The sequence below is a fragment of the Mycolicibacterium agri genome, from assembly GCF_002553505.1.
Lineage (GTDB): Bacteria > Actinomycetota > Actinomycetes > Mycobacteriales > Mycobacteriaceae > Mycobacterium > Mycobacterium agri.
The window spans coordinates 43,847-70,066 of sequence record NZ_PDCP01000017.1 but is presented as its reverse complement, the minus strand read 5'-3'; the positions used below and the strand labels follow the sequence as shown (position 1 = coordinate 70,066).

The 26,220-nt window shown below is 66.8% G+C and carries 26 protein-coding genes; 13 read left to right on the top strand and 13 right to left on the bottom strand.

What is annotated here, in order from left to right; all coding sequences use genetic code 11:
- Positions 1 to 43: 43 nt before the first annotated feature.
- Both CQY20_RS11895 and CQY20_RS11890 read right to left on the bottom strand, forming a co-directional pair.
- Positions 44 to 886 (bottom strand): alpha/beta hydrolase, encoded by an 843-nt coding sequence (locus CQY20_RS11895; protein ID WP_097940286.1) that lies wholly within the window; start codon positions 884 to 886, stop codon positions 44 to 46.
- A gap of 7 nt (positions 887 to 893) precedes the next feature.
- Complete coding sequence (locus tag CQY20_RS11890) at positions 894 to 1,997, bottom strand: phosphodiester glycosidase family protein (RefSeq protein WP_097940285.1); 1,104 nt, start codon at positions 1,995 to 1,997, stop codon at positions 894 to 896.
- Positions 1,998 to 2,168: 171 nt separating this feature from the next.
- Here CQY20_RS11890 and CQY20_RS11885 point away from each other — a divergent pair, with 171 nt between their 5' ends.
- Positions 2,169 to 2,456: a GlsB/YeaQ/YmgE family stress response membrane protein gene (locus CQY20_RS11885; protein WP_097940284.1), complete on the top strand. Its 288-nt coding sequence runs from the start codon at positions 2,169 to 2,171 to the stop codon at positions 2,454 to 2,456.
- Here the strand turns inward: CQY20_RS11885 and CQY20_RS11880 are convergent.
- The 4 genes from CQY20_RS11880 to CQY20_RS11865 all read right to left on the bottom strand — a co-directional run bounded on the left by CQY20_RS11880 (position 2,453) and on the right by CQY20_RS11865 (position 6,722).
- A complete protein-coding gene (locus tag CQY20_RS11880) occupies positions 2,453 to 3,775 on the bottom strand; it encodes a PQQ-dependent sugar dehydrogenase (RefSeq protein ID WP_097940283.1) in 1,323 nt (440 codons plus the stop codon). The two genes, CQY20_RS11885 and CQY20_RS11880, sit on opposite strands and share 4 nt — an antisense overlap.
- On the bottom strand, positions 3,753 to 4,478 hold the full coding sequence (locus CQY20_RS11875) for a pirin family protein (RefSeq protein WP_097940282.1): 726 nt from the start codon (positions 4,476 to 4,478) through the stop codon (positions 3,753 to 3,755). Before CQY20_RS11875 ends, CQY20_RS11880 begins: the two co-directional genes overlap by 23 nt.
- Before the next feature lie 21 nt (positions 4,479 to 4,499).
- Complete coding sequence (locus CQY20_RS11870; RefSeq protein ID WP_097940281.1) at positions 4,500 to 5,624, bottom strand: NDMA-dependent alcohol dehydrogenase; 1,125 nt, start codon at positions 5,622 to 5,624, stop codon at positions 4,500 to 4,502.
- A gap of 84 nt (positions 5,625 to 5,708) precedes the next feature.
- Entirely contained in the window at positions 5,709 to 6,722 is a 1,014-nt protein-coding gene (locus tag CQY20_RS11865; RefSeq protein WP_371871113.1) for a sigma-70 family RNA polymerase sigma factor, read from the bottom strand.
- Between the two features lie 69 nt (positions 6,723 to 6,791).
- On the opposite strand from CQY20_RS11865, the gene CQY20_RS11860 reads away from it, so the two are divergent.
- From CQY20_RS11860 to CQY20_RS11840, 5 genes are all read left to right on the top strand, one after another.
- On the top strand, positions 6,792 to 7,634 hold the full coding sequence (locus CQY20_RS11860) for an alpha/beta hydrolase (protein ID WP_097940279.1): 843 nt from the start codon (positions 6,792 to 6,794) through the stop codon (positions 7,632 to 7,634).
- Positions 7,613 to 8,620, top strand: coding sequence for an alpha/beta hydrolase family protein (locus tag CQY20_RS11855; protein ID WP_174814701.1), 1,008 nt, complete (start codon positions 7,613 to 7,615; stop codon positions 8,618 to 8,620). Before CQY20_RS11860 ends, CQY20_RS11855 begins: the two co-directional genes overlap by 22 nt.
- A gap of 125 nt (positions 8,621 to 8,745) precedes the next feature.
- Complete coding sequence (locus CQY20_RS11850) at positions 8,746 to 9,495, top strand: DUF2786 domain-containing protein (protein ID WP_097940278.1); 750 nt, start codon at positions 8,746 to 8,748, stop codon at positions 9,493 to 9,495.
- A complete protein-coding gene (locus CQY20_RS11845; protein ID WP_097940277.1) occupies positions 9,492 to 9,986 on the top strand; it encodes a TIGR04338 family metallohydrolase in 495 nt (164 codons plus the stop codon). The genes CQY20_RS11850 and CQY20_RS11845 overlap by 4 nt, the downstream gene beginning before the upstream one ends.
- A 10-nt stretch (positions 9,987 to 9,996) precedes the next feature.
- Positions 9,997 to 10,659, top strand: coding sequence for an O-methyltransferase (locus tag CQY20_RS11840; protein WP_097940276.1), 663 nt, complete (start codon positions 9,997 to 9,999; stop codon positions 10,657 to 10,659).
- Between the two features lie 4 nt (positions 10,660 to 10,663).
- On the opposite strand, the gene CQY20_RS11835 is transcribed toward CQY20_RS11840, so the two are convergent.
- The 6 genes from CQY20_RS11835 to CQY20_RS11810 are packed head-to-tail and all read right to left on the bottom strand — an operon-like array spanning position 10,664 to position 17,338.
- A complete protein-coding gene (locus tag CQY20_RS11835; RefSeq protein ID WP_207767266.1) occupies positions 10,664 to 11,959 on the bottom strand; it encodes an LLM class flavin-dependent oxidoreductase in 1,296 nt (431 codons plus the stop codon).
- A 2-nt stretch (positions 11,960 to 11,961) separates the two neighbouring features.
- Positions 11,962 to 13,197 (bottom strand): acyl-CoA dehydrogenase family protein, encoded by a 1,236-nt coding sequence (locus tag CQY20_RS11830; protein ID WP_097940274.1) that lies wholly within the window; start codon positions 13,195 to 13,197, stop codon positions 11,962 to 11,964.
- Positions 13,198 to 13,199: 2 nt separating this feature from the next.
- Positions 13,200 to 14,204, bottom strand: coding sequence for an ABC transporter substrate-binding protein (locus tag CQY20_RS11825; protein WP_234816209.1), 1,005 nt, complete (start codon positions 14,202 to 14,204; stop codon positions 13,200 to 13,202).
- Positions 14,205 to 14,221: 17 nt separating this feature from the next.
- Complete coding sequence (locus CQY20_RS11820; protein WP_097940272.1) at positions 14,222 to 14,935, bottom strand: ABC transporter ATP-binding protein; 714 nt, start codon at positions 14,933 to 14,935, stop codon at positions 14,222 to 14,224.
- Positions 14,922 to 15,791: an ABC transporter permease gene (locus tag CQY20_RS11815; RefSeq protein ID WP_097940271.1), complete on the bottom strand. Its 870-nt coding sequence runs from the start codon at positions 15,789 to 15,791 to the stop codon at positions 14,922 to 14,924. The genes CQY20_RS11820 and CQY20_RS11815 overlap by 14 nt, the downstream gene beginning before the upstream one ends.
- Positions 15,788 to 17,338, bottom strand: coding sequence for a rhodanese-like domain-containing protein (locus CQY20_RS11810; RefSeq protein ID WP_097940270.1), 1,551 nt, complete (start codon positions 17,336 to 17,338; stop codon positions 15,788 to 15,790). The genes CQY20_RS11815 and CQY20_RS11810 overlap by 4 nt, the downstream gene beginning before the upstream one ends.
- Before the next feature lie 358 nt (positions 17,339 to 17,696).
- Here CQY20_RS11810 and CQY20_RS11805 point away from each other — a divergent pair, with 358 nt between their 5' ends.
- Positions 17,697 to 20,501: an MMPL/RND family transporter gene (locus CQY20_RS11805; RefSeq protein WP_097940269.1), complete on the top strand. Its 2,805-nt coding sequence runs from the start codon at positions 17,697 to 17,699 to the stop codon at positions 20,499 to 20,501.
- A gap of 11 nt (positions 20,502 to 20,512) precedes the next feature.
- Here CQY20_RS11805 and CQY20_RS11800 read toward each other — a convergent pair whose 3' ends face one another.
- Positions 20,513 to 20,980, bottom strand: a complete 468-nt coding sequence (locus tag CQY20_RS11800) for a hypothetical protein (RefSeq protein WP_097940268.1) — start codon at positions 20,978 to 20,980, stop codon at positions 20,513 to 20,515.
- A 117-nt stretch (positions 20,981 to 21,097) separates the two neighbouring features.
- Here CQY20_RS11800 and CQY20_RS11795 point away from each other — a divergent pair, with 117 nt between their 5' ends.
- The 6 genes from CQY20_RS11795 to CQY20_RS11770 all read left to right on the top strand — a co-directional run bounded on the left by CQY20_RS11795 (position 21,098) and on the right by CQY20_RS11770 (position 26,218).
- Positions 21,098 to 21,670 carry a TetR/AcrR family transcriptional regulator gene (locus CQY20_RS11795; protein ID WP_163701019.1) on the top strand — a complete coding sequence of 191 codons (573 nt, stop codon included), beginning with the start codon at positions 21,098 to 21,100 and terminating at the stop codon, positions 21,668 to 21,670.
- Positions 21,667 to 22,365 carry an SDR family NAD(P)-dependent oxidoreductase gene (locus CQY20_RS11790; RefSeq protein WP_097940267.1) on the top strand — a complete coding sequence of 233 codons (699 nt, stop codon included), beginning with the start codon at positions 21,667 to 21,669 and terminating at the stop codon, positions 22,363 to 22,365. Before CQY20_RS11795 ends, CQY20_RS11790 begins: the two co-directional genes overlap by 4 nt.
- A gap of 130 nt (positions 22,366 to 22,495) precedes the next feature.
- A complete protein-coding gene (locus CQY20_RS11785) occupies positions 22,496 to 23,500 on the top strand; it encodes a LacI family DNA-binding transcriptional regulator (protein WP_097940326.1) in 1,005 nt (334 codons plus the stop codon).
- On the top strand, positions 23,497 to 24,384 hold the full coding sequence (locus CQY20_RS11780; protein ID WP_097940266.1) for a ribokinase: 888 nt from the start codon (positions 23,497 to 23,499) through the stop codon (positions 24,382 to 24,384). The genes CQY20_RS11785 and CQY20_RS11780 overlap by 4 nt, the downstream gene beginning before the upstream one ends.
- Positions 24,381 to 24,869, top strand: a complete 489-nt coding sequence (locus tag CQY20_RS11775) for an RpiB/LacA/LacB family sugar-phosphate isomerase (RefSeq protein ID WP_097940265.1) — start codon at positions 24,381 to 24,383, stop codon at positions 24,867 to 24,869. The genes CQY20_RS11780 and CQY20_RS11775 overlap by 4 nt, the downstream gene beginning before the upstream one ends.
- Positions 24,866 to 26,218: an MFS transporter gene (locus tag CQY20_RS11770; protein ID WP_097940264.1), complete on the top strand. Its 1,353-nt coding sequence runs from the start codon at positions 24,866 to 24,868 to the stop codon at positions 26,216 to 26,218. The genes CQY20_RS11775 and CQY20_RS11770 overlap by 4 nt, the downstream gene beginning before the upstream one ends.
- Positions 26,219 to 26,220 lie beyond the last annotated feature (2 nt).

The following is a 26,220-nucleotide window of genomic DNA, read 5'->3' as shown; positions in this document are numbered from 1 at the left end:
ACGATCGTCTCACGCGACCCAGGCCAAACCCGGGATCAACGCGCTACGTCGCCAGCCAGGCCAACTGCCGCGGCAGCTTCTCCTTCCACGCCGCCACGTCGTGCCCGCCTTCGAACGACACCCCCGCCGGCGGCTTGTGCAACGACGCGACGAACTGCTTTGTCGCCTTGAAGTACTGATCGCTCGCGCCGCAGTCGATCCGCAACGGAATCTCCGACAGCGCCGGCGTGCCGTACACCGAATAGGCGAACCAGTCGGCCGGACCGTCGAACGCGCCGGCGGCCAACGCCTCGCCGTAGTCCGAATACAGCGCGGGCGCGACGGCACAGATCGCCGCCGTGCGTTTGGCGCCCAGCGCACCGCCGAGCAGCAGCGCGCCATAACCGCCCATCGACCATCCGATGAAGCCGACCCGCGAAACGTCCAACCCCTTGGTCGGAAGCATCGGCAGCAGTTCGTTCAGCACCATCGCGCCGGAATCCTCGCCGGTCACCCGTCGGTGCCACCACGTGTTTCCGCCGTCGACGGCGACCACCGCGAACGGTGGATAGCCGGCCCTGGCCAACTGGGCCAGGCCCGCCTCGATGCCCATATCCATCACGCCAGCGGCGTCCATGTCGCGGCCGTGCAACGCGATCACCGGCCGCAGCGGCCCCGCGTGGCCGGGTGGCCGCGCAATGATCCAGTTCGTCTCGATGCCGCCGCGGGCCGCCGACACGAACGATCCCGACATCCTCGTCGGCATCCCGGTCGCCGACGACGGTGACGGTTGTTCGCCGCCCGGCGCTGCCGTCGCAATCCCCAACCGCCATAACGGATCAAGCGCACAAGCTCCGGCGACTCCGGCCCCCAGCCGCAGCAGCGTGCGGCGCGTCAGCGCTGTCATCTGCGGGTCAGCCGAACGCCAGCCAACTGGGCAGCGCGCGTTCGCGGGAATCGCACAGCACCTGGCGGGTATCGCAGCTGCCCTTGGGAACGCCTGCGCCGCTCCACATTCCGCCGGTGTCGCGCCGCAACACGATCGCCGACGACCCGCCGCCGTCCAGCAGCACCGCGGTGTCGGAGCCCAACCCGCGGAACAGATCCTGGATCTGATCCGGCGTGTAGCTGCCGCCCTGGAACACGTACAGCTGGTCGTTGTTGCGGTTGTAGGCGATCGCGGTGCGGGCCGCGCTCGGTCCGTTGTCGTTGAGCTGGCCGGTGTCGCCTGGCGCGAGCAGCCCGATGCCCGCGACCGCCACGAAGCGCGCGTTCTGATCCAGCAGCTTCTGAATCTCCGGTGACGCCGCGTCGTAGTCGTTCGGCCCCTTGGGCATGATCACGTACGGCCGCCCACCGGCCGGAAGGATCATGGTGGCCAACGACGACCAGTGCTCGTTGCCGCCCGACAGCCCCTGCTTGCCCGCATAGGCCAGCGTGCCGGTCACCGCCGCGTTGGCCCGACCCTGGCCGCGGGTGTTGTCGACGTAGGCGCCCAGCGGAGAACTGCACTTCGTGTCGCGCCATGACCCACCCTTCTGCCCGCGCACGTCGAAGAAGTTCGCGTTGATCGCGATCGTCGGCTGACCCAGCACCTGCCACGCCTCCAACGGCGTGTAGATCTCCGACGCCTGCCAGAGGCCCTCGGCGGTGCGCGCCCGCGGATCCCGCTCGCAGCGGGCTTGGTAGCCCTGATGGGTGTCGACCAGGAGCCGCGGCCGCAGGCGGCTGGAGGCGTTCTTGATCGTCATCAGGTGCCCGCCGTTGTTCATCTCGTACCAGCCGCCGTCGGCGTTGAGCAGCGGCGCGGGATGGCCGGGGCCGAAGTTGTAGACGAGGTAGGACCCCTTCGTGTTGGCGATCGCGCCTGCGAGCAACGTCCTGGCGTCGGCACGGGCCGGGGCGGCGCCCGTCGTCACCAGCGCAGCACAGATCGTCAACACAGAAGCGCACGCCAGAAACCTGCGGCGCGTGCCTTGCGCCGCGAAACGCCGGCGGACGGCGACCGGTGTCGACACGAGTGCCCCTCTAGCAAAAACCCAGGTAACGCGAACACTCTAATCACACCAATCACACAGTCAACTTTCGTAACACCACGATCACGATTGAGTATCGGCGTGCAAGCGGGTGAATTCGGCGCGCAAGTGGGTAGACACTCAAGGTCGGGACCACTTAGGGAAGGGACCAATATGATCGGAACGATTATCGGCGCGCTAGTCATCGGCTTGATCGTCGGTGCGCTCGCCCGGCTCATCATGCCTGGCAAGCAGAACATCGGCATCATCATGACGATCCTGCTCGGCGCGGTCGGCTCACTCATCGGGTCGTGGCTGACCTACCAACTGGGTTATTCGAACTCCAACGGCGGATTCGAGATCATTCCGTTCCTGGTCGGGATCGTCGTGGCGATCGTGCTTATCGCGATCTACCTCGCCATCACCGGCAGGCGCGGCACCAAAACCCCGATGGCGCACTAGCGCCCAGGCGGGACCAGTCGATAGACGGCGCCGGCGTAGTCATCCGTGACGTACACGGCGCCGTCTGGTCCTGTCACGGCCGCGACCGGCCGGCCCCACCGCGACCCGTCGTCGGCCTGAAAGCCGCCAACCAGCGTCTGCTGATCACCCAGAGTGCCGTCGCGCCAACGGAAGAACGACACCTCGGGCGCCCGCGGCGGCTGCCGGTTCCACGACCCGTGGATTCCGACCAGGGCGCCCTCTTCATACGGCGTCGGCAACACTCCAGACGTGAACGAGAGCCCCAACGGCGCGGCGTGTGCCCCCATGCTCTGCTCGACGGGCGGTAGTGCGGCGCAGTCCATTCGCGACCCGTCACTGTTCGTCGACATGTCACGGATGAAGGGCAGATTCGCCGGGCCTCCGTCGGGATTGCAAAACGGCCAGCCCAATTCGCGGCCCGGGGTGAGGCGGGCCAACGACTCGGGCGGATGCTCGTTGACGTACTCGACATCGACATTGCCGTTCGGATCTGGCACATTGTCGCGGTTGTTCACCGCCGTCCAGATCGAACCGTCCGGTGCGACGGCCAACCCGGTCCCGTTACGCACGCCCGTTGCGAACGGTTCCGCGGGCCCACCGCCCGGCGGGATCCGCATGATCGTCGCCCGCGGCGGATCGGCATCGCGGTCAGCGGCCGAGATGTTGCCGGTCGAGCCGATCGAGAAGTACACGGCGCCATCGGGTCCGACGGCGACGCTCTTCAGCGCATGCGCATAGGCGCCGCGCAGATCGGAACTGCGCGCATCGGGCAGACCGTCGACGAAGGTGCGTCGATTGACGGCGTTGCCGTCGGCGTAGTCGTACGCGTCGATCTGATCGCTTTCCGCGACGTACAGCGTCGATCCCGCGAACGCCATGCCGTGCGGCTGGTCGAGCCCGTCGAGCAGTGTCGACTGTTCCGGCGCGGCACCGGCTTTCGGTGTCAGCTTCACGATCTGGCCGCTGGACGGGACCGACACCAGCAGTGCGCCATCGGGTGTCCACGCCGCCAGCCGGGCCTTGGGAATCCGGGCCCACACCGACATCGTCCAGCCCTCGGGGATCAATGCCTGTCTGGGCTGATCGAGCGGCGCCTGCGCGAGGTCGTCGGGAACGTGCACGGCAACCGGCGCCAGGTTCGCCGACGCGGGCGCTGGTTCCGCCGGTCGCGTCGACGCGGGCGGCGCGTCGGTCGGCGAGGGCGCGCTGGATGGCGGCGGCTCGTCGGAGCAGCCGGCCAACACCGTCAGGCCGGCGATGACGACGACGAGCCCGTTACCCGCCGGACAGATCCGCATGCATTTCCCAGATGAGGATCTCCGACTGCTCGACGGCGGTGACGCGGCGGCCACCCGACGCGGTGAGTCGCACCGCATCACCCTCGTGAAGTGGGCCGACACCCTCGAGCGTCACCTCACCGCGCGGCACGAACAGATGCACGAACGGCGCGTCGGGCACTTCGACGGCTGCGCCGGACTCCAACCGCGCACCGTGCAGCGCGGCGCGCTTGTTGTGGATCGTGATCGCCGCGTCGTCGGTCGAGCCGGACGCGATGGTGACCAGCCCGCCGCCGAGCAGCGCGTCGTTGATCTCCAGCTGTTGGTATTCGGGGGCGATACCGGTTTCGTCGGGAATCACCCACATCTGCACGAAATGCACTGGTACTTCCGGAGATTCGTTGCGCTCCGAGTGCAGCACGCCGGATCCAGCCGACATCCGCTGCGCCAGCCCGGCGTAGATCAGCCCGGAGTTACCCATCGAGTCCTGATGCGACAGGCTGCCGTCGAGCACCCACGTGACGATCTCCATGTCACGGTGCGGGTGGGTGTCGAAACCCGTGCCGGGTGCCACCCGATCGTCGTTGTTCACCAGCAGCAGGCCGTGGTGGGTGTTCGCCGGGTCGTAGTAGTCGCCGAACGAGAACGAGTGCCTGGAGTCAAGCCAGTCGGTCGACGTGACACCCCGGTCCTCGGCGCGCCGGATGTCGACGAACGGGGTCATGCCCCCAGGGTAGCGACCGGCCTACCAGTCCGACTCGGTGAACTTGATGACGCCGCGGATGTTCTTGCCGTCGAGCATGTCCTGGTAGCCGTCGTTGATGTCGTCCAACGCGTAGGTGTTGGTGATCATCTCGTCGATCTTCAGCAGCCCCGACTTGTACAGCGCCGCCAGTTTCGGCGTCTCGACGTGCGAGCTGCCGCCGCCGAAGATGTTGCCCTTCAACGTCTTCTGTAACATCGTGAACAGGAACAGGTTGAGCTTGACGTCGACATCGGTCATCGCGCCCATTCCGGTCACCACGCACGTGCCGGTCTTGGCGGTCAGCGTCATGGCCTCTTCGATGTACTCGCCGCGCATCTCGCCGACGGCGATGATCGTCTTCTCCGCCATCACGCCGTGCGTCAGCTCGATCAGCGGTGCGATGGCCTCGGCCATCGACGGGTAGACGTGCGTGGCCCCGAATTTGATGGCCTGATCCCGCTTGAACGGCACCGGGTCGATCGCGACGACGTTCTTCGCGCCCGAGATAACCGCGCCCTGCAGCGCGCTCATGCCGATGCCGCCGACGCCGACGATGACGACGGTCTCGCCGGGCTGCACTTCGGCGACGTTGGTGGCCGAGCCGAAGCCGGTCGGCACGGCGCAGCCCATGATCGCGGCCGACTCGAACGGGATGTCGGGGTCGATCTTGACGACGGAGTCCTTGTGCACGGTCATGTACGGCGCGAATGTGCCGAGCAGGTTCATCGGCGACACCTCGGTGGTGCCTGCGTGCACACGGGAGGTGCCGTCGGCGATCGCCTTGCCGCCGAGCAGCACCGCGCCGCGGTCACACAGCGACCGGAAGCCCTTCAGGCAGGGCTGGCACTGCCCGCAGGCCGGGATGAACGCCAGGATGACGTGATCGCCTTCGGCCAGTCCGGTGACGTTCTTGCCGACCTTCGTGATGACGCCCGAGCCCTCGTGGCCGCCGAGCGCAGGCAGCGCGATCGGGGTGGCGCCGGTGGTCAGGTGGTAGTCCGAATGGCACATGCCCGCCGCGTGCACCCGGATCTGCACCTCGTCCTCGACCGGGTCGCCGACATCGATCTCGTCGACTCGGAACGGCGAGTTGAGCTCCCACAGCAGCGCGCCTTTGGTTTTCATGACCGGTGATCATAGAACAGGTTTCAAAACACCTGTCAAGAAACCCTGTTAGCTGCGCAAATACGGTGTTACACCGCGTAACCGTCAAAGTGTCGCGGGCAGGCCGAACTTCGCGAAGATCGCCGGCTCGCCGAACGCGACGACATGGGCGACGGCGCCGTCCGTCACGTCGAGCACGTGAAACTGGAACGCCTCGTGCACGCCGCTCTCCTTGTTGCGCATGTAGAGCCCGGCGGCCGGTTGGCCGTTGGCGGTGGTGGGCACCAAGCGCATATCGCCGGCCTTCTCGGCGGGGCAGTGCGTCTTGATCAGCCGGTGGATGTGGGCCGGGGACTGATACCAGCCGTCGAACGGCGGCATCTCCCAGACCGCTTCCTCGGTGAACATCTCCACCAGCTTGTCGATGTCGTAGGCCTCGAACGCGGCGATGTAGCGGTCGAGCAGATCCTTGGCCTCCGGCGTGCCCGGCGGGTCCAATTTGTCGTCCTCGCTGGGTCCGACGGCGTCGAGCTGCGCACGGGCGCGTTGCAGCAGGCTGTTCACCGCTGCCGTCGACGCCCCGATCGCCTCGCCGACCTCGGCGGCCTTCCACTGCAACACGTCGCGCAGGACCAGCACGGCGCGCTGCCGCGGCGACAAGTGCTGCAGGGCTGCGACGAACGCCAGCCGGACCGACTCGCGGGAGCCGACGATCGTCGACGGGTCGGTGGGGTCATCCGCCCCGTCGGGCAGCGGCTCCAGCCACGGCACCTCGCCGCGTTGGGTCAACTCGTCGGCGGGATCGGCGCTGGCTTGGCCCAGCCCGGTCGGCAGCGGCCGGCGCTGCTTGCCCTCCAGCGCGGTCAGGCAGGTGTTGGTGGCAATGCGGTACAGCCACGTGCGCACCGAGGATTTGCCCTCAAATCCCTTGTAGCTCTTCCACGCCCGAAGATAGGTTTCCTGGACGAGATCCTCAGCGTCGTGCAGCGAACCCGTCATGCGATAGCAGTGCGCCAGCAGTTCGCGCCGGTACCGCTGCGCATCGGCGAGAAAAGCGTCTGCATCTTCTGGGCCGGCCCGTACGCCGGCTGGTTCCAAGCCCTCCGCGAGCACGCTCACGCCGACGAGCTTACGCAGCGCACCGACAACCGGCACCGAGGTTTTCCTCCGGTTGGTTAGTCTGCGCTGATGGTCAGTTGTCGAACTCAGCGGTCCTTCGACGGCGTCGGCGGCGTCCGGATCGTGTACGACGTGTGGGAGCCCGCGGAACAGGATTGCCGCGGCGTGGTAGTGCTGTGCCACGGCTATGCCGAGCACGCCCGCCGCTACGACCACGTCGCGCACCGGTTCGGGGCATCCGGGCTGGCCCTTTATGCACTCGATCTGCGTGGGCACGGCCGCTCCGGCGGTAAGCGGGTCTACCTGCGTGACATCTCCGAATACATCGACGACTTCCGCACCCTGGTCGACATCGCGTCCCGCGAGTACCCGGAGGTCGAGCACGTCGTGCTGGGGCACAGCATGGGCGGAGGCGTGGTCTTCGCCTACGGTGTCGAGCACCCCGACGACTACGACGCCATGGTCTTGTCCGGGCCGGCGGTCAATGCGCAGGACGGGGTGTCGCCGATCATGATGGTGGTGGCCAAGGCGCTCGGAAGGGTCCTGCCGGGCCTGCCGGTCGAGGAACTGCCCACCGACGCGGTCTCGCGCGACCCGGCCGTGGTGGCCGCCTACAACAACGACCCGCTGGTGTATCACGGCAAGCTGCCCGCCGGCATCGCGCGGGCGCTGATCGGCGTCGGGGAGACGATGCCGCAGCGGGCGCCCGCTCTGACGGCACCGCTGCTGGTGGTGCACGGCGAGCAGGACAAGCTGATTCCGGTGGAGGGCAGCAGGCGGCTGATGCAATACGTCGGATCGCAGGACAAGGAACTCAAGGTCTACCCCGGGCTGTATCACGAGGTGTTCAACGAGCCCGAGCGCGACAAGGTGCTCGACGACGTCGTGGCATGGATCGAGGCGCGGATTTGAAAGCCCTTGCCGTAGCGGTTCTTTCGCTGCTGCTGGTGCTCACCGGGTGTTCCGATGACGGAAGCAAGCAGCAGTGGGTCGAAGACGAGGTCAGCTTCGAGGCCGACGGGCTGACCATCTACGGCACCTACCGCCACCAGAAAGACGCCGCGCCGGGGCCCGCGGCGCTGCTGATCTCCGAGAGCGGCGGCACCGACCGCAACGGCGACAACACCGTCGTCGGCAAGATCGGCAACATGCGGCAACTGGCCGAGCTGTTGTCGGAACGGGGCGTGGCGACCTTGCGCTACGACAAGGTCGGCACCGGCAAAACCGGTCTGGGGCCCTACCAGAGCAGGCCCACCGACGTCGTCTCCGCGGTCTACACCAGCGGCGCCAAGGCAGCCGCCCGGTTCCTCGCCGACCAGTCGGGCACCGACAAGGAGCGGCTCTCGGTGTATGCCGTCGGGGAGGGCGGGATCCACGCGATGGCGCTGGCGTCGGACACGACGGCGGGCGCGCCGAAGATCGGATCGCTGGGTCTGCTGCAGCCACTGTCCGGGCGCTACCTGGACATCATCACCGACCGTGTGCGCTCCGACGCCAGCCCCGAGACGCTGAAGACCTGGCTGGCCGCCGTGGACGAGGTGCGCACCAAAGGCACCGCGCCCAAGGATCTTCCGGAGGGGCTCAGCGCGATCCTCAACCCGGGCAACGCGAAGGCGATCGCCGAAGCGGACAAGATCGACCCGCTGGCCCTCGCCGCGAAGATTCCTGCCGGCACGCCGGTGCTGTTGACGTGTTCGGACACCGACCGCCAGGCCAAATGCGACACGATGCGACCGCTGATCGACGCGCTTGCGCACACCGCGCTGACCGTCGTCGAACTCAAGGGCGTCAACCACGTGCTGCGCGACGACCCGACCGACAGCATCGCCAACCTCAGCAAAGAAGGGCCGCTTTCTCCACAACTTGTGGATGCGCTCAACGGGTTTGTCGGAAAGTAGCTTTAGGCTGGTGCCCGACGAGATGCGAGCGAGTAATCGAGTAACGAAGTGGATCGCGTATGACGGCAAGCGAGTAACGAAGTGGATCGCGTATGACGGCAAGCGAGTAACGAAGTGGATCGCGTATGACTGACGACAAGATGCTGGCCAAGATCGCGGCGCTGCTGCGCCAGGCCGAGGGCACCGACAATCCGCATGAAGCCGAGGCGTTCATGGCCGCCGCGCAGCGGTTGGCGACGGCGACGTCGATCGACCTCGCGGTTGCGCGTTCACATTCCGAGAAACGCACCAAGGCGCAGGTGCCGGTGCAGCGCACCATCACGATCGGCAACGCCGGCACGAAGGGCCTGCGCACCTATGTGCAGTTGTTCGTGGTGATCGCCCACGCCAACGACGTCAAATGCGACATCGCGTCGAACTCGACGTTCGTCTACGCCTACGGTTTTCCCGAGGACATCGACACCAGCCATTCGCTGTACGCAAGCCTGGTGATGCAGATGGTCAAGGCGTCGGAGGCCTACATCGCCTCCGGTGCTCACCGGCCGACCCCGACCATCACCGCGCGCATCAACTTCCAATTGGCGTTCGGCGCGCGCATCGGGAAGCGCCTGGCTGAGGCGCGAGAGCAGGCCCGGCAGGAGGCGACGGAGAGCGAGACCGGCCGCCCGGGCACCGCGATCGCGTTGCGCAACAAGGACCTTGAGCTCAAAGATTTCTATCGGCAGACCTCCGATGCGCGCGGCACGTGGCGCGCCACCAGCGCGACGGCCGGGTATTCGTCGGCGGCGAGGCGGGCCGGCGACCGCGCGGGGCGACGGGCGCGGCTCGGACCCACCGAGGAGCTCAGCGGCGCGCGTGCCGCCCTGAACCGGTGACGGCTCGAGATACCCAGCGCGCCAAGGTATACGCCGCAGAGGAATTTGTGCGGACCCTGTTCGACAGGGTGGCCGAGCACGGCAACCGCGCGATCGAGTTCTTCGGCACGAACCTCACGTTGCCTCCGGAGGCCCGATTCGCGTCGGTGGAGTCGGTGCAGCGCTACGTCGACGACGTCCTCACGCTCGGGTCGGTTCGCGCGCGCTGGCCGACGGCGGGGGCGCTGAGCGTTCGACCGCGCCGGGGCGCCACCGCCGCGCATTATTCGCGTGACGACGCCGGCGCCGTCATCGCCGTGCCGGACCGGCACACCACCTGGGCGTTGCGCGAACTCGTGGTGCTGCACGAGGTCGCCCATCATCTGTGCGACGCCGAGCCGCCGCACGGCCCGCAGTTCGTGGCGACGTTCTGCGAGCTCGCCGAGGCGGTGATGGGTCCCGAGGTCGCCCACGTGCTGCGGGTGGTCTACGCCAAGGAGGGCGTGCAGTAACGTCGGATAAGTGAGTGAACCCGACGCCCAGGCCCTCGACGAGCTTTTCACCCGCGTGCTGCACACCGAGGACGACGCGTTGCGCGCGGCACGGGAATCCGCTGCGGCGGCGGGCATGCCGGCCATCGAGGTGTCGGCGCAACACGGCAAACTGCTGTCGCTGCTGGCGACGATGACGCACGCCAAGCGGGTGTTGGAGATCGGCACGCTGGCCGGTTACAGCACGATCAACCTGGCCCGCGGTGTCGGCCTCGACGGCCGTGTCGTCACGCTGGAGTACGAGCCACGGCATGCGGAGGTGGCGCGCGCGAATTTCGAGCGGGCGGGCGTGGCCGACCGCATCGAGATCATCGTCGGGGCCGCGCTGGACACGCTGCCGACGTTGGCCGACCGCGGCGAACCGTTCGACATGTTCTTCATCGACGCCGACAAGGAGAACAACACCGCCTACGTCGAGTGGGCGCTGAAGCTGGGCCGACCGGGCTCAATCATCGTGGTGGACAACATCGCTCGGATGGGGCGTGTGCTGAATCCGGCCGACGACGACCAACAGGCCAAGGGGGTGCGCGCGATGTTCGACATGATCGGCGAACACCCGCGGCTGGAGGCCGCGGCGATTCAGACCGTCGGCACCAAGAACTGGGACGGCTTTGCGGTCGCGCTGGTGACATAGCGGCTCACGGGATCGGCAGCCCGAGGTGCTCACGCAGCGTTGTCCCTTCGTACTCGCGACGAAACAGACCGCGGCGCTGCAGTTCGGGGACCAGCTGGTCGACGATGAGGCGCAGGCCGTCCGGGAAGTAGTCGGTGTTCAGGTTGAACCCGTCGGCGCCACGGGTGGTGACCCATTCCTCGATGGAGTCCGCGATCTGCTCCGGCGTACCGACGATCATCCGATGGCCGTTCGGGTTGCGCTCCAACAACTGCCGCACGGTCAGTCGCTCCCTTCGCGCCAGGTCCAGCAGCGCCGAGGCGAACCCGACACCGGCACGGCTCGACGCGACGTCGTCGATCTTGTCCCACGGCAACTCGGCGTCCAGCCGCAGGTCGCCGACATCGAGATTCAGTGCGGCGCTGAGCATATGGAGATCCTGGTCGAAGCCGCCGACGTCATCCAACCACTGTTTGCGGTCGCGGGCCTCCTTCTCGGTGCTCCCGAGCACGGGAAAAAGGCCCGGCAGCACGACGATCTCGTCGGGGTTGCGCCCATAGCCCGCCGCCTTGGTCTTGAGCGTGCGATAGAACTCCTGGGCCGCGGGCAGCGTGTGGTTGACCGTGAACACCGCGTCGGCGTGGCGTGCTGCGAGATCGACCCCCTGCGGTGAGCCGCCGGCCTGCAGCAGAACCGGGCGTCCCTGCGGCGACCGCGGCACGTTCAATGCCCCGACGACGCGGAAGTGCTTGCCGGTGAAGTCGATTGGATGGATGCGGGATACGTCGACGAACTTTCCCGACGACTGATCGGCGATCACTGCGTCGCGGTCCCACGTGTCCCAGAGCGCGGTGACGACCCGCACCGCCTCTTCGGCGCGCCCGTAGCGTTCCTCGGCCGGGGGTTGTTCGTCGTATCCGAACAGCTTCGACGAGGCGGCTGCACGGGTGGTCACGACATTCCACGCCGCGCGGCCGCCCGAAATGTAGTCCAGCGAGGCGATCTTGCGGGCGATCGTGTACGGAGGCTCGAAGCTGGACGACACCGTCGCCACCAGCCCGATTCGTTCGGTGGCCCTGGCCACTGCGGTGAGCGGGACGATCGGGTCGAATGCCTGCCACGGCCGCGCGACCGCCGGTGCCCCGTAGTCGAATCCGTCGGAGAAGAACACCGCGTCGAGCCGCCCGGCCTCGGCGATCTGCCCGATTTCCTCGTAGAAGGAGGGTTTGAGGAATGCCGTCGGATCGTCGGCCACCCGCCATGAAGCGGGGTGGCGGCCACTGCTGTTCACGTTGATGTTGAGGTGGATCTGTCGCGTCATCGTCATTCTTCCCCGATCTGATCGATGTTCGAGAGGTCCCGCAGGGGGTGCGCCAGCGTCCACGGGTCGGCGGCCTGATCGTCGATTAGCCACCGGCCGACCGCGTACGGTTTCCAGCGCACGGCATCGTGCAGCGTGTGGGTGCGTGCGTCGCGCCAATACCGGTCCAGCCCGAGCGCGGGTTTGGTCGAGCTGGCGCCGCCCACGTCGAACAGCTTCGACGTGACCTCGAGCGCCGCGCGGGCCCCGACCACCTTGGCCTGTACCACCTCGTAGAACGCGTCCAGTACCGCGGCGAGGTCGGAATCGTCTGTCAGACGGGCCAATTGGCGTGCCGCCGACTCGACGCCGCGACGCGCCAACCATGTGGTGATCTTCAGCTCGCCGAGCGTGGCCACGCCCAGCGCATCGTCGCGGAAGGCGCGGGCGTTGGCGCCGCGGCCCGCGTGCACGGTGCGGGCGAGCGCGACGGCTTGGTCGAAGGCGCCCTCGGCGAGTCCGACGTCGATGGCGGCGTGCACGATGTGGTTCAGCGCCGAATGCCGATAGGTCACCCTCGTACCCTGCAACCGCGGCAGTATCTGACCCGGCTCGATGGTGACGTCGTCGAATTGCACGCTGCCCGACGCGGTGGTGCGCTGACCGAAACTGTCCCAATTGTCGTGGATCACGACGCCCGGTGTGTCCCGCTGAACCACCACGGCGGTGGGGGTGCCGCGCTCGTCGCGGGTCAGCACGTGCACCAGGTCGGCCAGCAGCGCGCCCGTCGCGTACACCTTGCGGCCGGACAACGTCCACCGGCCGTCTCGTGCCCGCAGGCTCGTCTCGGCCTCCCCTGGTGGGCGCTCACCCGGCTCCGCTGACGCGTTGCCGAAGAACGCGCCCGCCCCGACGGCGGTGAGGAAATGCGTCCGCTGCGGGGATGGCGGCAACAATCGCAGCCGCTCGACGGTGCTGAAGTGGTTCTGCGGTATCTGCCCGAGGCTGCCGTCGGCCGAGCTGACCGCGAGAATCGCCTGCACCAGCACCTCGTGGTCGAACCCGAGGCCGCCGAACTCGACCGGCGTTGTCAACGCCCAGAAGCCGATCCCGCGCAGGCGTTCGATGGCCTCCACCGCGTAGCGGCGCTCTCGGTCGCGTCGTACCGCGTCAGCGCGAATCTCAGTGACGACCTCAGCGAGCTCGGCTAGAAACGCCTGCGGGGTCGTGTGTTTCGTGTCGGCGCTGCTGACGGACACGGCTACTTGACCGTCGGAGCCTGCGGGCCCTGCGCCTTCTGCACGTCGTTGTAACGCGGGTCGTATTCGACCGTCACGTCGACCTGCTTCTTGACGACCCCGGACCGGTACAGCTCGTCGGCAACGGCCTGCTCCTCGGCGACCAGCGCGTCATCGAGTTTGCGGAACGACCCGCTGCGCACGTGGTATTCGAATTCGGTCCTGGCGTCGTCGAGTTTCAGTGTCGACTTCAGCGTCTGCTTGACCGTGTCGGGGTTGTCTGCGTACCACTCCCAGAACCGAGACAGCCTGCCGAAGAAGTCGCGCAGTGCGGCGTCCTTGTCGGGGTCGGCGAGTACATCGGTGCGCGCTGTCCACACGCCGAGCGCGGGGATCTTGGTGTCACGGTCGGACAACAGGATTTTCGCGTCACCGCTCGTGAGGGACGACAGGATCGCGGCATGAGAGCCGGAGAAGACATCCACCTGACCGGAGTTGAAGGCGGCCGCGGCCGCGTTGCCGTCGTTGAACTTGACGGGCTTGATGTCGGATTCGGTCAGGCCGGCGCGCGCCAGCGAGACGAGATACTGCGCATGGTTGTAGCCGCCGAAGTTGTAACCCCATGAGCGGCCGCGCAAGCCGGCCAGCGAGTCGATGCCAGCACTGGTACGAACCGCGGTGACCAGCGGGGTGTACTTCGGGTCGAAGTCGTTGCGCCACCCCGCGACGATCTTCAGCGGAGCGGTTTGTTCGGTCCACGGCTGGTTGGCGTTGGCCTGCTCGATGGTCAGCGACGTGTCGCCCATGTGGCCGACGTCGATCGTCTTGCCGTACAGAGCGGTCAGGTTGGCTGCAGGGCCGGCCAGGATAGCCCACTCGACCTTGTACGGGGTGCCGTCGAGGACACCGGATGCATCGATGAGCGCGGGCAGTCCGTTGTCCTGGTGGGCGATGACGAGCTTCTTCGATTCGTCGCCGCCGGACGCGCAACCGGTGAGCAGTGCGGCGAGCACAGCAACGATAGTCATCGGGGTGAGAATGCGGTTCATCGTGTGTCTTTCAGTGATTCGAGGCTGTCGAGGACGCGGCGCTTGATCGCGTTGAACGCCGGTGAGGTGACGTCGCGCGGACGGGTCAGGTCCACGGGCAGGTTGGCCTGCACGAATCCGTTGCCGAGCACGACGATGCGGTCGGCCAGCAGGACGGCCTCCTCGATGTCGTGAGTGACCAACAGGATTCCGACCTGATGCTCTTGCCACAACGCGGTGACCAGATCCTGGGCGTTGCGGCGGGTGAAGGCGTCGAGGGCGCCGAACGGTTCATCAAGCAGCAGCAGGTCAGGTGACCGAAACAGCGCCCGGGCCAGGCCAACTCGCTGCGCCTCGCCGCCGGACAGATTCTTCGGCCACGCGTGCGCCTTGTCGGCCAGGCCCACCTCGGTCAACCCGCCGACCGCACGCTGGTAGACATCGCCGCGACGCGACGTGGTCAGCGCGACGTTGCGCCAGACCCGTTGCGCCTGAATCAGTCGTGGTTCCTGGAACACCACCGAGGTGCGCGCGGCGATCTTCGCGTGCCCCGATGTGGCGTCCTCCAGACCGGCCAGGATGCGCAGCAGCGTGGTCTTGCCGGTGCCGGAACGGCCAAGCAGCGCAACGAATTCACCACGGCGCACGGTGAGGGAGAAGTCGTCGAGGATGACCTGATCGCCGTAGCGCTTCGACAGACCCTCCAGCTCGATGACGTCAGCGGCCGTCATGGGTTGCCCTCCATGGCAGTACGAGCCGCTCGATGAGCCGCATGATCATGTCCACCACGATGCCCAGCGCGGCGTAGATCAGGATGCCGGCGATGATGATGTCGGTGCGCTGAAACTGGTTGGCCGTGTTGAGGATGTAGCCGATTCCTGATGTGGTGTTGATCTGCTCGGCGGCGACGAGGGCCAGCAGCGCCGTCCCTGCCGCGTAGCGCCAGCCGACCAGGATGGCAGGCATGGACAGCGGAACGACGATCAGCCGGATCGCCTCGGCGCGGCTCAGTTCGAACGTGTCACCGACCTCGAGCAGCCGGCGATCGATGCCGCGGATGCCGTGGTAGGTGTTCAGGTACACCGGGAAGATCGACGCGCCGACGATCAGGGCGACCTTCGACGTCTCGCCGATGCCGAACCAGACCACGAACAGCGGCACCATCGCGATGAAGGGGATGGTGCGCAGCATCTGCAGCGGGGCGTCGTAGACCCGCTCGGCGACCGACCACAGGCCGGCGGCGACGCCGAGCACCAGCCCGGCAGTGCCGCCGATCAGCAGCCCTGATCCCGCACGCTGAAGCGAAATGGGCAGCGCCGCTTGCAGATCCCCCGCTGCCCACAGCTCGCGATAGCTCTCGACGATCGTGAGCGGTCCTGGCAGCACCGTCGGGCTCAACCACCCCCACCCCGACACGGCCTGCCAGACGGCCACCAGCACGATCGGGATGACGAACCGCACGCTGAGCGCGCGGAACCGGGCGACACGGCCGCGGCGCGCCGTGTCCTCGGGGTGCTGGTATACGCGCTCGACCGTCGGCAGGGGCGCGGCGGGCGCCGGTTCAACGCGCGTCTCGACGCCCGTCATCGGTCGTCGACAGCGTCGAAGTCGAAGAACGGGTCACCGTCGGACTCACTCAGCAGCGACAGCTCCCACGCGAAGTAGTCGGCGTACCACGCGTCCCGTTCCGGTCCGAAGTCCGGCGGGCCCGTCCGGTCGACGATCTCGCCCGCGTACTGCCCGTCGTCGGCGGTCAGGTCGGTCGCGGCGTCAATACCGCCTGTGAGCACCCAGGTGCCCGGCAACGTCGCCGCCACGTGTTCGGCGGCGTACTCGCTGCCGCCGACGAGCACCACACGCCCGGCCCCGGTGTCGGCGACGATGTTGTCGAGATGCTCGCGGCGCGCGTGGATCGATCCCGGGATGTGGCCCGCCGCATAGCCGTTCGACGAGCGCAGGTCGACGATCCACACGGGTCCGCGGGAGCGCCATTCCTCTAGCTCGTCCCACGACACGCGCGGCACGTCGGGCACCGGCACGGCGGTCGGCTGCGGTCGGGCGATGTCGGCGCCGGGGAGGTGGGCGAGGACCGACAACGGGCCGTCGTGCAGGAACCGCAACCACTGCGCGGTGTTGGCGGCGCGGACGAAGTCCGGCGTATCGACGAGCACCACTCGGGCCCCACGGACCGCGATGTACTCGTCGGTGGCCTGCACCAGCTGACCGCCGGGGGCAGACACGGCCGCCGAGTAGTGGCCCAGCTGATACTCCTGCGGGGTTCGCACATCGAGCAGATACGTGGTCGTGGCGTCGTCGCCCAGGCCGGTCCTGACGTCATCGATGTCCACGACGGCGGCGCCTGCCTTCGCCAGCGTGGTGGCGGCCCACTCGGCCAGCTGCGGGCTCACCTGCTCGGGCGCGGGCACCGCGGGGCCGTCACCGAAGGCCAGCGGGTGACCGGACCGCTCCCATGCGGGCGTGCCGTTGTGCAGCGAGTACACCGGATTCGGAATACCGGTGTTGATGAGCGATTGCGCTGCCACGATGCCACGGGTGCGGCCCGCGCAGTTGATGACCACTTTGGTGCCCGGGTCCTGCACCACTTGCGCTGTCCGGAAGGCGATTTCGGCTCCGCCGCCGGAGTTGTAGGCGCCGGGGATGTGGTGATGGACGTACTCCGACGCGGGCCGGCTGTCGATGACCACGACATCGGCGCCCTCGCGCCGCCATTCATCCACCGTGTCGCTGTCGACGGTCGGCGTGGAATAGCGGCGTTCGATCCACTCGCCGAGGGTCTTGCTGCGCACGTTGGTGCCGGTGTAGACACGGCCGCCTGCGCTCTTCCAGCCGTCGATGCCGTTGTCGAGGATCGCGACATCGCGGTAGCCGAGGCGTTCCAGCAACGCGGCGCCGCGCTCATCCACCTGCTGGGCGCCGGCGAGCACGACGGTGGCGCCGCGGTTGGGCACCAGGGTGGCGATGCGCTGTTCGAGATCGTGGTAGGGAATGCCGGCGCTGACGGCGATGTGGCCGTTACTGCGTTCCAGTGGCGAGCGTAGGTCCAGGATCGCGGTCTGGCGGCCGGCCTTGCCGAGCAGATCCAGCAACTCCCTGCCCGCAATACGACGTGGCATGGCTGTCCTATCAGTGAAAGTGAGGTGGTTTGTCGGTTGCCAAGCAGACGCCACAACACGATGCCCGCGATCTCCAGCATTGACGACCGTTGTGGTCAGCCCGATTTGAATTCTCAAGCCGCGCCCGAGTCGCGCCCGATTCGTGGCGGGCCACGAGCGTATGGGCTGTGGATGCGATCGCCGCGTTCTATGTCCATAGCCCATACGCTCGCGACGACGCGGCGGGAATCAACGTCACCGCCGCCTGAGTTGTGATGGCCGAGCCCGTGTCGTAATGTCAACCAAGTTGATTAGCCGAACTATTGATCGCCACGAACACAGCGAGGGAAGCTGTGAGCCAGCTGGACGCAAACTAAAGATGAGCCAACGGATTCCGATACTCATCCGGCGATACTCCGTGCTCATCGCCGTGTTCTGGCTGGGCCTCGCGGTGGTCACGAATGTCTTTGTCCCGCAGCTGGAAACCGTTGCCGAAGCGCACAACGTCTCGCTGAGCCCGCAGGACGCCCCTTCGCTGCAGGCCGCCAAGCACATCGGCAAGAAGTTCGAGGAATTCGACTCGGACAGTTCGGCGATGATCGTGCTGGAAGGCGATCAGCCGCTCGGCGCCGAGGCCCACCACTACTACGACGGCCTGATCCAGAAGCTCGGTCAAGACACCAAGCACGTCGAGCACATTCAGGACTTCTGGGGCGATCCCCTGACGGCGGCGGGCTCACAGAGCAACGACGGCAAGTCGGCGCTGGTGCAGGTGTACCTCGCAGGCAACCAGGGCGAGTCGCTGTCGAATGAGTCGGTCGACTCGGTGCGCGAGATTGTGGCCGACACCCCGCCTCCGCCGGGCATCAAGGCCTACGTCACCGGTGCCGCGCCGCTGGTCACCGATCAGTTCGAGGTGGGCCGCCAGGGCACACTCAAGACCACGTTGATCACGCTCGGTGTGATCGCCGGAATGCTCTTCGTGCTGTACCGCCGGGCGACGACGGTGCTCTTCGTGATCTTCACGGTGGGGATCGAGTTGACCGCATCCCGCGGTGTCGTGGCCGTGCTCGCGAACGCAGGCATCATCGAACTGTCGACGTACTCGACGAATCTGTTGACGCTGATCGTCATCGCCGCGGGAACGGATTACGCGATCTTCATCCTCGGCCGATTCCACGAGGCCAGATACGCCGGGCAGGATCGCGTCACGGCGTTCATGACGATGTATCACGGCACCGCGCACATCATCCTGGGTTCCGGCCTGACGATCGCCGGCGCCGTGTTGTGCCTGACGTTCACCAGGCTGCCGTACTTCAACAGCCTGGGCGTTCCCGCGGGCATCGGCATTCTCGTCGCGGTGGTGGCGGCATTGACGCTGGCGCCCGCGTTGCTGATCGTCGGCCGCCACTTCGGCCTGTTCGAACCGGCCCGGCCGATGCGGACCAGGGGCTGGCGGCGGATCGGCACCGCGATCGTGCGGTGGCCGGTGCCCGTCCTACTGTCGACGATTGGTGTCGCGGCCGTCGGCGTGCTCGCGCTGCCGGGCTACAAGACCAGCTACGACGCCCGACCCTACATGCCCGCTGACGCGCCGGCGAATGTCGGATACGCCGCCGCCGAACGACACTTCTCCGAAGCCAGGCTCAATCCCGAACTGATGGTGATCGAAGCCGACCACGATCTGCGCAATCCCACCGACATGATCCTGCTGGAACGCGTCGCCAAGGCGGTGTTTCACACCGACGGCATCGCTCAGGTGCAGTCGATCACCCGACCGCTCGGTACACCGCTCGACCACACGTCGATACCGTTCCAGATCAGCGCAGGCAGCGCCGCACAGATCAACAACCTGCCCTTCCAGCAGGCCCGCGGCGCCGACATCCTCAAGCAGGTCGATGTGATCAACGACCAGATCGACGTGCTGCGGCAGCAATTCGAGCTGCAACAGCAGTCCGGCGCGATCACCGACGAGCAGTCCCAAGCTTTCCAGCAGACAGTCGCCACCGCCGAGGACCTGCGTACGAAGATCGCCAACTTCGACGACTTCTTCCGGCCTCTGCGCAACTACTTCTATTGGGAGCCACACTGTTTCGACATCCCGGCCTGCGCCGCCCTGCGGTCGGTTTTCGATTCGCTCGACGGCATCGACGCGCTGGTAGACGACCTCGGTGATGTCGCGGGTAGCATCGCCAAATTGGATGCGCTGCAACCGAAACTGCTCGCGGTGATCCCACCACAGGACGACAGCCAACAGACCAACCGCGACCTGTCGCTGACGAACTACGCCACGACCTCCGGCATCGACGACCAGATGCAGGCGGCGCTGCAGAACGCGACCGTTCTCGGGCAGGCGTACGACGCGGCGAAGGTCGACGACTCCTTCTATCTGCCGCCGGAGGCGTTCACCAACCCGGAATTCGAGCGAGGACTCAAGCTGTTCCTCTCGCCGGACGGCAAGGCCGCCCGCATGATCATCACCCACGAGGGCATTCCCGCGTCGCCGGAAGGGATCTCACACATCGAACCCATCCGGCAGGCGGCCAAGGAAGCCGTGAAGGGCACACCGCTGGCCGGGTCGAAGATCTACATCTCGGGCACCGCCGCGACCTACAAGGACATCCAGGACGGCGCCAAGTACGACTTCTTGATCGCCGCCATCGCCGCTCTGACCCTGATCCTGCTCGTGATGATGTTCATCACGCGCAGCATCGTCGCCGCTTTCGTCATCGTCGGCACGGTCGCGTTGTCGTTGGGCGCCTCCTTCGGACTATCGGTCCTGATCTGGGAGGACATCCTCGGGATTCCGCTCTTCTGGATTGTGTTGGCGCTGGCCATCATTCTGCTGCTAGCGGTGGGATCCGACTATAACCTGCTGTTGATCTCGCGGTTCAAGGAGGAGATCGATGCCGGGTTGAACACCGGCATCATCCGCGCGATGGCCGGCTCCGGAGCCGTGGTGACCGCGGCCGGTCTGGTGTTCGCGGCGACCATGGCTTCGTTCATCTTCGCCGACCTTCTTGTCCTCGGTCAGATCGGGACGACGATTGCCCTGGGCTTGTTGTTCGACACGCTGATCGTGCGGTCGTTCATGACGCCGTCGCTCGCCGCGCTGCTCGGGCGCTGGTTCTGGTGGCCGCTGAACGTACGCCAGCGGCCTGTGCCAAAACGGTTCGGGGCCTGACTGTTCGGGGTCTAGGCGATTGCGAGTTCGTCGGACTCGGTGGCCTTGACCGGCACCTGCTGCAGGTTCCTGCGCAGCCGCGCCACCCGTCGCAGCTGTGCTGCGATGTTCATCGAGGTGAGCATCGGGATACCGCCGATGAAGGTCCGGAATGACGGATTGCCGCCATCGAGATGCAGCATGAACAGGCAGCCGACCACGTAGAAGAAGCCCATTGTGAACAGCGCGGCCGGGATCGCGTATGCCAGCGGTGACCGCGCATCGGCGACAAGCTCGGCGGCGTAGTCGATTTCGTCCTGCGTCATCGGTTCGCGCTTGCGCAGCTTGGCCAGCACCGCTTTGTGGGCGCCCAGTTGGTCGCCGAGCGGATGCGATCTCCGCTTCTCCAGCCGGCTGATGTAGACGAATACGCAAGTCGCCAAGGATATTTCCACTACCGCGGCAAGGATGGTCAGATCGCCCCAGATACCGAGATTCACTGTGTCAACGCTACCCCAACTACGCCCCTTCAATCGACTCTCACAGCAACCTGGCAGCTAGTCTGCTCTACCATTGACTTTACGATCGACAAGTGGCGTGCTGTACGCTCGGCAAGCGTGGAGACGTCGACAATGCAGCCCGATACGCGGCAGCGCTTGATCGACGTCGCCGTCGACCTGTTCACCCGGCACAGCTTCGCCGGCACGTCGCTGCAGATGATCGCCGATGAAATGGGGTTCACCAAGGCGGCCATCTACTACCACTTCCGCACCCGCGAGGAGTTGCTGAACGCCGTCGTCGAACCGATGCGCGAACAACTCGGCGCTGTCGTCGCCGCGGCCGAGGTCCACGGCAGCTCCGCCACCCGCGCCGAGCACATGCTGCGTGGCTATGTCGAACTGGCAGTGGCGAATCGGGCGCTGGTCTCGGTGCTGGCCTGCGATCCCAGCGTGACGACGCTGCTGCGCGGGCAACCGCAATGGGCCGACCTGATCAATCGCCAACTCGCACTGCTCGCCGGATCCGAACCGGATCCGGCGGGACTGATAAAGGCCACAGTCGTGCTGGCCGGGATCTCCAGTGCCGTCGGCCCGACGTGGCTCGACGTCGGCGACGACGCCCTGCTCGACCACCTCATGGAAACCGGGCGCCGCACCCTGGGGCTGCGCAAGAAAGGACACCGTTCATGAAGACAGCCGTCGTCACCGGCGGAGCGTCGGGGATCGGCCGCGCCATCGCGCAGCGACTCGCGGCCGACGGCCATCACGTCGCGACGATCGACCTGCAACCGTCGGAATACGATTTCGCATACACCGCCGACGTGACCGATCGCGAGCAGGTCGACACGGCCCTTGACAAGATCCGCTCGCAGCTAGGCCCGGTCTCGGTGCTTGTGAATGCGGCAGGGTTGGACGGATTTTCGAGCTTTGGCGACATCACCTTCGACACGTGGCAGCGGGTGCTCAACGTCAACCTCAACGGCGTGTTTCACTGCTGTCAGGCCGTGATCGGAGAAATGGTGGAAGTGGGCTGGGGCCGGATCGTCAACATCAGTTCGTCCAGCACGCACTCCGGTGTCGCGGGCATGGCGCACTACGTCGCAGCGAAATCCGCCGTCAACGGACTGACGAAGTCGTTGGCGCTCGAATACGGGCCGAGTGGCATCACCGTCAACGCCATACCACCGGGCTTCATCGACACCCCGATGCTGCGCAGCGCCGAACAGCGCGGGTTCACCAATGTCGAGAAGACGATCGCGATGACGCCGGTGCGCCGGATCGGCACGCCCGAGGACATCGCCGCGGCGTGCGCATTCCTGGTGTCGGAGGAGGCCGGCTACATCACCGGCCAGATCCTCGGCGTCAACGGCGGCCGCAACACCTGACAAGGCGGCCGCAACACCTGACACGCCGCCCAAACCGGTCTGACCAGCCGGGTTGACTTGAAATTCGCTGTGACCTAGCTTACGTGGAAACGTTCCCATGGAAACGTTCCCATCGACGAGGATTGGCGAGTTGGCAGGTAGAGGGGTCACCATCCGTGACGTCGCCGCGCACGCGGGGGTGTCACTGGGGACGGCGTCGCGGGTGCTGTCCGGGCATCCGGCCACGTCGGCCGACGCGCGGGCCCGCGTCACGCAGGCCGTGACCGAGCTCGGCTATCGCCCGAACGCACAGGCACGGTCGCTACGGTTGACCAGGACGCACGCCATCGGCCTACTCGTGTCCGACGTCCGCAACCCCTTCTTCGCCGACGTCGCTCATGCCGCGGAGCAGGCGGCGCTGGGCGCGGACTACGTCACGCTCCTCGGCAACGCCAACGAGAACGTCGAGCAGCAGGACCGCTACATCGAGACGTTCCTCATGCAGCGCGTCGACGGTGTCGTGCTGGCCCCGCAGGGTCGCGGCTCGGGCAGCCTGGAGGCGTTGATCGAAAGCCGCATGCCCGTCGTCTTCGTCGACCGCACCGTCGAGGGTTTCGACGTGCCGAGCGTGACCACCGACAGCAGGCCCGGCATCGAGGAGGCGATCGCCAGCCTCACAGCGGCGGGCCACAGCCGCATCGGCTATATCGCTGGGCCGCAGGCGATCTCAACCGGCCGCCAACGCTATGACGCCTTCATCGACGCGCTTCCGCGGCACGGCATCGACGTCGACCCCAGCCTGATCACGTTCGGCGACTTCCAGGAGCAAAGCGGTGTCAGGGCGGCCCAGCAGTTGCTCGCCGCTCCCGACCGGCCGACCGCGATTCTTGCCGCCGACAACCTGATGGCGCTGGGTGCGCTTGCGGCGACGCGGCAGCGCGGCCTGCACATCGGGTCGGACATCGAGGTGGTGGCGTTCGACGACATCGAATGGCTGGCCCACTTCGACCCGCCGATCTCGGTGATCGCCCAGGATGCCGGGGCGGTCGGGCGCTGCGCGGTCGAACTGCTCCTGAGCGTCGTCGAAGGCGAAGAACCCGAATCCGTCGTGCTCCCGACGACGTTCATCGACAGGTCGACGAGGACGAAATCGTGAGCGCCGGACGGGTTTTCGTGGTCGGCAGCCTGAATGCCGACCATCGGGTGCAGGTCGCCAGGATTCCCAAGCCGGGCGAGACGATGCTGGCGTCCGACATCATCGTCTCCGCCGGCGGCAAGGGCGCGAACCAGGCCGTGGCTGCGGCGCGGGCGGGCGCTGCCACCACCATCATCGGCGCGATCGGCGACGACGGAGACGGCGCGGTCGTCTCGCAAGCGCTGCAGAGGCAGGACATCGACACCGGGCATGTGCGGGTGATCCCCGACGCGCCGACCGGACGCGCGCTCATCACGGTGGACGCGCGCGGCGAGAACACGATCGTCGTCTCACCGGGCGCCAACGACAAACTGGCCGTCGACGATATCGACGCGGGGCTGCGCGGCATCGGCGACGGCGACCTGTTGCTGCTGCAGCTGGAGACGCCCGAGCTCCTGGTTCGGCACGCCGCTCGGGTGGCTTCGGCCGCGGGCGCAGGGGTGCTTCTCAATCCGACTCCGGTGCCCGAGTCGGTGTGCGGGCTGTTCGACGACGTGGACCTACTGATCGTCAACGAGCACGAACTCGCCCAACTCGGCGACGACATCGCGGGCCTGGCTCGACAGGCCGAGGCGACGGTGATCTGCACGGCGGGAGCCGAGGGCGCTTCGGTGACACACCGGGGTCGGGTCGAGCACGTCGCGGCAGCCGACGTGCATGCGGTGGACACCACCGCCGCGGGCGACACGTTCATCGGCTATGTAGCGGCGCATCTGGCCGCCCGGCGCGACGACATCATCGGTGCCATCGAAACCGCAGTCCAGGCAGCAGGTCTCGCCGTGACACGGGCGGGCGCCATCGACTCCATCCCCTACCGCAACGAACTACCGGAAGGAACGCGATGAGAATCGCACTGGGCAACGACCACGCGGGTTATTCGCTCAAGGCGCACGTCCGCGGAGCGCTCGAGCGTCTCGGTCATGAGGTCATCGATACGGGTACGCAAAGCGACGCCCCGGTCGATTTCCCCGACATCACCTGGGACACCTGCAAACTCGTCGTCCGCGGTGAAGCCGACAAAGCCGTGCTGGTCTGCGGAACCGGTCAGGGCGCGGTGATGGCGGCCAACAAGATTCCCGGCATCCGATGCGCGCTCGCGCACGACGTGTACTCCGCGCACCAGAGCGTCGAACACGACGACGCGAACGCAGTCGCCATGGGCGCGTGGGTCATTGGGCCGGCGATAGCGGCCGAGGTCATCGAGGCGTTCCTGAACGCGCGCTTCGACGACGACGCCGACACAGTGCGGCGCGTCCGCAAACTGCATGAGCTCGAACGCAACGCGGCTCAGCAGCTGGGTGAGGAAATGTCAAAGGAGATAACACGATGAGCACCGCCATGGACGAGAGGCGGCAGGCTGAACACGGCTCGCCCGGAAAGCTTCGAACCGCACTGGGCGCGGCCGCAGGAACCTGCGTCGAGAACTACGACTTCGTCGCCTACGGCACCGCTTCCGCGCTGTACTTCGGCAACGCGTTCTTCCCGGAATCCGATCCGGTCGTCGGCACGCTGCTGTCGTTCGCGACCTTGGGTGTCGGGTTCTTGATGCGCCCCATCGGCGGCAGCGTCGGCGGATTCCTGGCCGACCGGTTCGGCCGCAAGCCGGTTCTGGTCGGTGCGCTGCTCGTGATGGGCATCGCGACGTTCTCGATCGGTCTGCTGCCCACCTACGCACAGGTCGGCGTGTTGGCGCCGACCCTGCTCGTGGCCATTCGCATGATCCAGGGCTTGGCGTTCGGGGCCGAGTGGGGCGGTGCGGTGCTGATGGCGTTCGAACACGCGCCATGGCGCCAACGTGGCCGGTTCGCGGCCATCCCGCAGGCGGGTAACCCGCTCGGCATCGCGCTGGCCAACATCGCGTTTCTGTCCGCGGCGCCGCTGGACAGCGACTGGTCTTGGCGCATCCCGTTTTTGGCCAGCGCAATTCTGATCATCGTCGGCCTGTATGTGCGCCTGCGGCTCGCCGAGTCGCCGGAGTTCGAGATGGTCAAGGCCGAAGGCAAGGTGGTGCGCAACCCGTTCCTGACCGTTATCCGGGAGGACTGGCGCAACATCCTGCGCATCATTGCGCTGCGCGTCGTCGAGTCCTGCGCCTACTACCTCACCGCCACGTACCTGCTGTCCTACATCACCAAGCGGAATCCGGACGACCGCACCATCGCGCTGGCCGCAGTGGTCATCGCCAGCGTCATCGCGGTCGGCACCACGCTGTACGCCGGACGCCTCACCGACTACGTCGGCCGCAGGCGCGTGTATCTGGCCGGGTGTCTGTTGGCAGTGGCGTTCGGCATCCCGATGTATCTGATGGCCAACACCGGTCAGCCGTTCCTGATCGTGCTGCTGTTCATCATCGGCATCGGCATCATCCACGCCGTGCTCACCGGCACGCAGGCCGCGTGGTTCGCCGAATTGTTCAACACCAGGACGCGGACCTCGGGCGCCTCGATCGGCTACCAGGTCGCGGCGTCGATCGCCGGCTTCGCGCCGTTCCTCGCCGTGCTGCTCGCCGATTCGTTCGACTGGATCGGACCGGCGCTGTTCTACGTCGCGGTCGGACTCGTCGGCCTCGTCGGCGTGCTGGCGACCAAGGAGACGTGGGGTCCGAAACAGCGTGCCGAGGTCGACGCCTTGATCCGCGGTGAAGCCGACATCGACTCCGTGGAGGCGGCACCGGCATAGCC

What these genes read in the sequence shown, in the direction of transcription:
- CQY20_RS11775 (WP_097940265.1), top strand. Translation starts at nt 24,381, where the DNA reads ATGAGAATCGCACTGGGCAACGACCACGCGGGTTATTCGCTCAAGGCG.
- CQY20_RS11860 (WP_097940279.1), top strand. Translation starts at nt 6,792, where the DNA reads ATGGTCAGTTGTCGAACTCAGCGGTCCTTCGACGGCGTCGGCGGCGTC.
- CQY20_RS11870 (WP_097940281.1), bottom strand. Translation starts at nt 5,624, where the DNA reads ATGAAAACCAAAGGCGCGCTGCTGTGGGAGCTCAACTCGCCGTTCCGA.
- CQY20_RS11810 (WP_097940270.1), bottom strand. Translation starts at nt 17,338, where the DNA reads ATGCCACGTCGTATTGCGGGCAGGGAGTTGCTGGATCTGCTCGGCAAG.
- CQY20_RS11885 (WP_097940284.1), top strand. Translation starts at nt 2,169, where the DNA reads ATGATCGGAACGATTATCGGCGCGCTAGTCATCGGCTTGATCGTCGGT.
- CQY20_RS11790 (WP_097940267.1), top strand. Translation starts at nt 21,667, where the DNA reads ATGAAGACAGCCGTCGTCACCGGCGGAGCGTCGGGGATCGGCCGCGCC.
- CQY20_RS11820 (WP_097940272.1), bottom strand. Translation starts at nt 14,935, where the DNA reads ATGACGGCCGCTGACGTCATCGAGCTGGAGGGTCTGTCGAAGCGCTAC.
- CQY20_RS11805 (WP_097940269.1), top strand. Translation starts at nt 17,697, where the DNA reads ATGAGCCAACGGATTCCGATACTCATCCGGCGATACTCCGTGCTCATC.
- CQY20_RS11835 (WP_207767266.1), bottom strand. Translation starts at nt 11,959, where the DNA reads ATGACGCGACAGATCCACCTCAACATCAACGTGAACAGCAGTGGCCGC.
- CQY20_RS11850 (WP_097940278.1), top strand. Translation starts at nt 8,746, where the DNA reads ATGACTGACGACAAGATGCTGGCCAAGATCGCGGCGCTGCTGCGCCAG.
- CQY20_RS11855 (WP_174814701.1), top strand. Translation starts at nt 7,613, where the DNA reads ATGGATCGAGGCGCGGATTTGAAAGCCCTTGCCGTAGCGGTTCTTTCG.
- CQY20_RS11895 (WP_097940286.1), bottom strand. Translation starts at nt 886, where the DNA reads ATGACAGCGCTGACGCGCCGCACGCTGCTGCGGCTGGGGGCCGGAGTC.
- CQY20_RS11880 (WP_097940283.1), bottom strand. Translation starts at nt 3,775, where the DNA reads ATGCGGATCTGTCCGGCGGGTAACGGGCTCGTCGTCGTCATCGCCGGC.
- CQY20_RS11815 (WP_097940271.1), bottom strand. Translation starts at nt 15,791, where the DNA reads ATGACGGGCGTCGAGACGCGCGTTGAACCGGCGCCCGCCGCGCCCCTG.
- CQY20_RS11770 (WP_097940264.1), top strand. Translation starts at nt 24,866, where the DNA reads ATGAGCACCGCCATGGACGAGAGGCGGCAGGCTGAACACGGCTCGCCC.
- CQY20_RS11875 (WP_097940282.1), bottom strand. Translation starts at nt 4,478, where the DNA reads ATGACCCCGTTCGTCGACATCCGGCGCGCCGAGGACCGGGGTGTCACG.
- CQY20_RS11825 (WP_234816209.1), bottom strand. Translation starts at nt 14,204, where the DNA reads ATGACTATCGTTGCTGTGCTCGCCGCACTGCTCACCGGTTGCGCGTCC.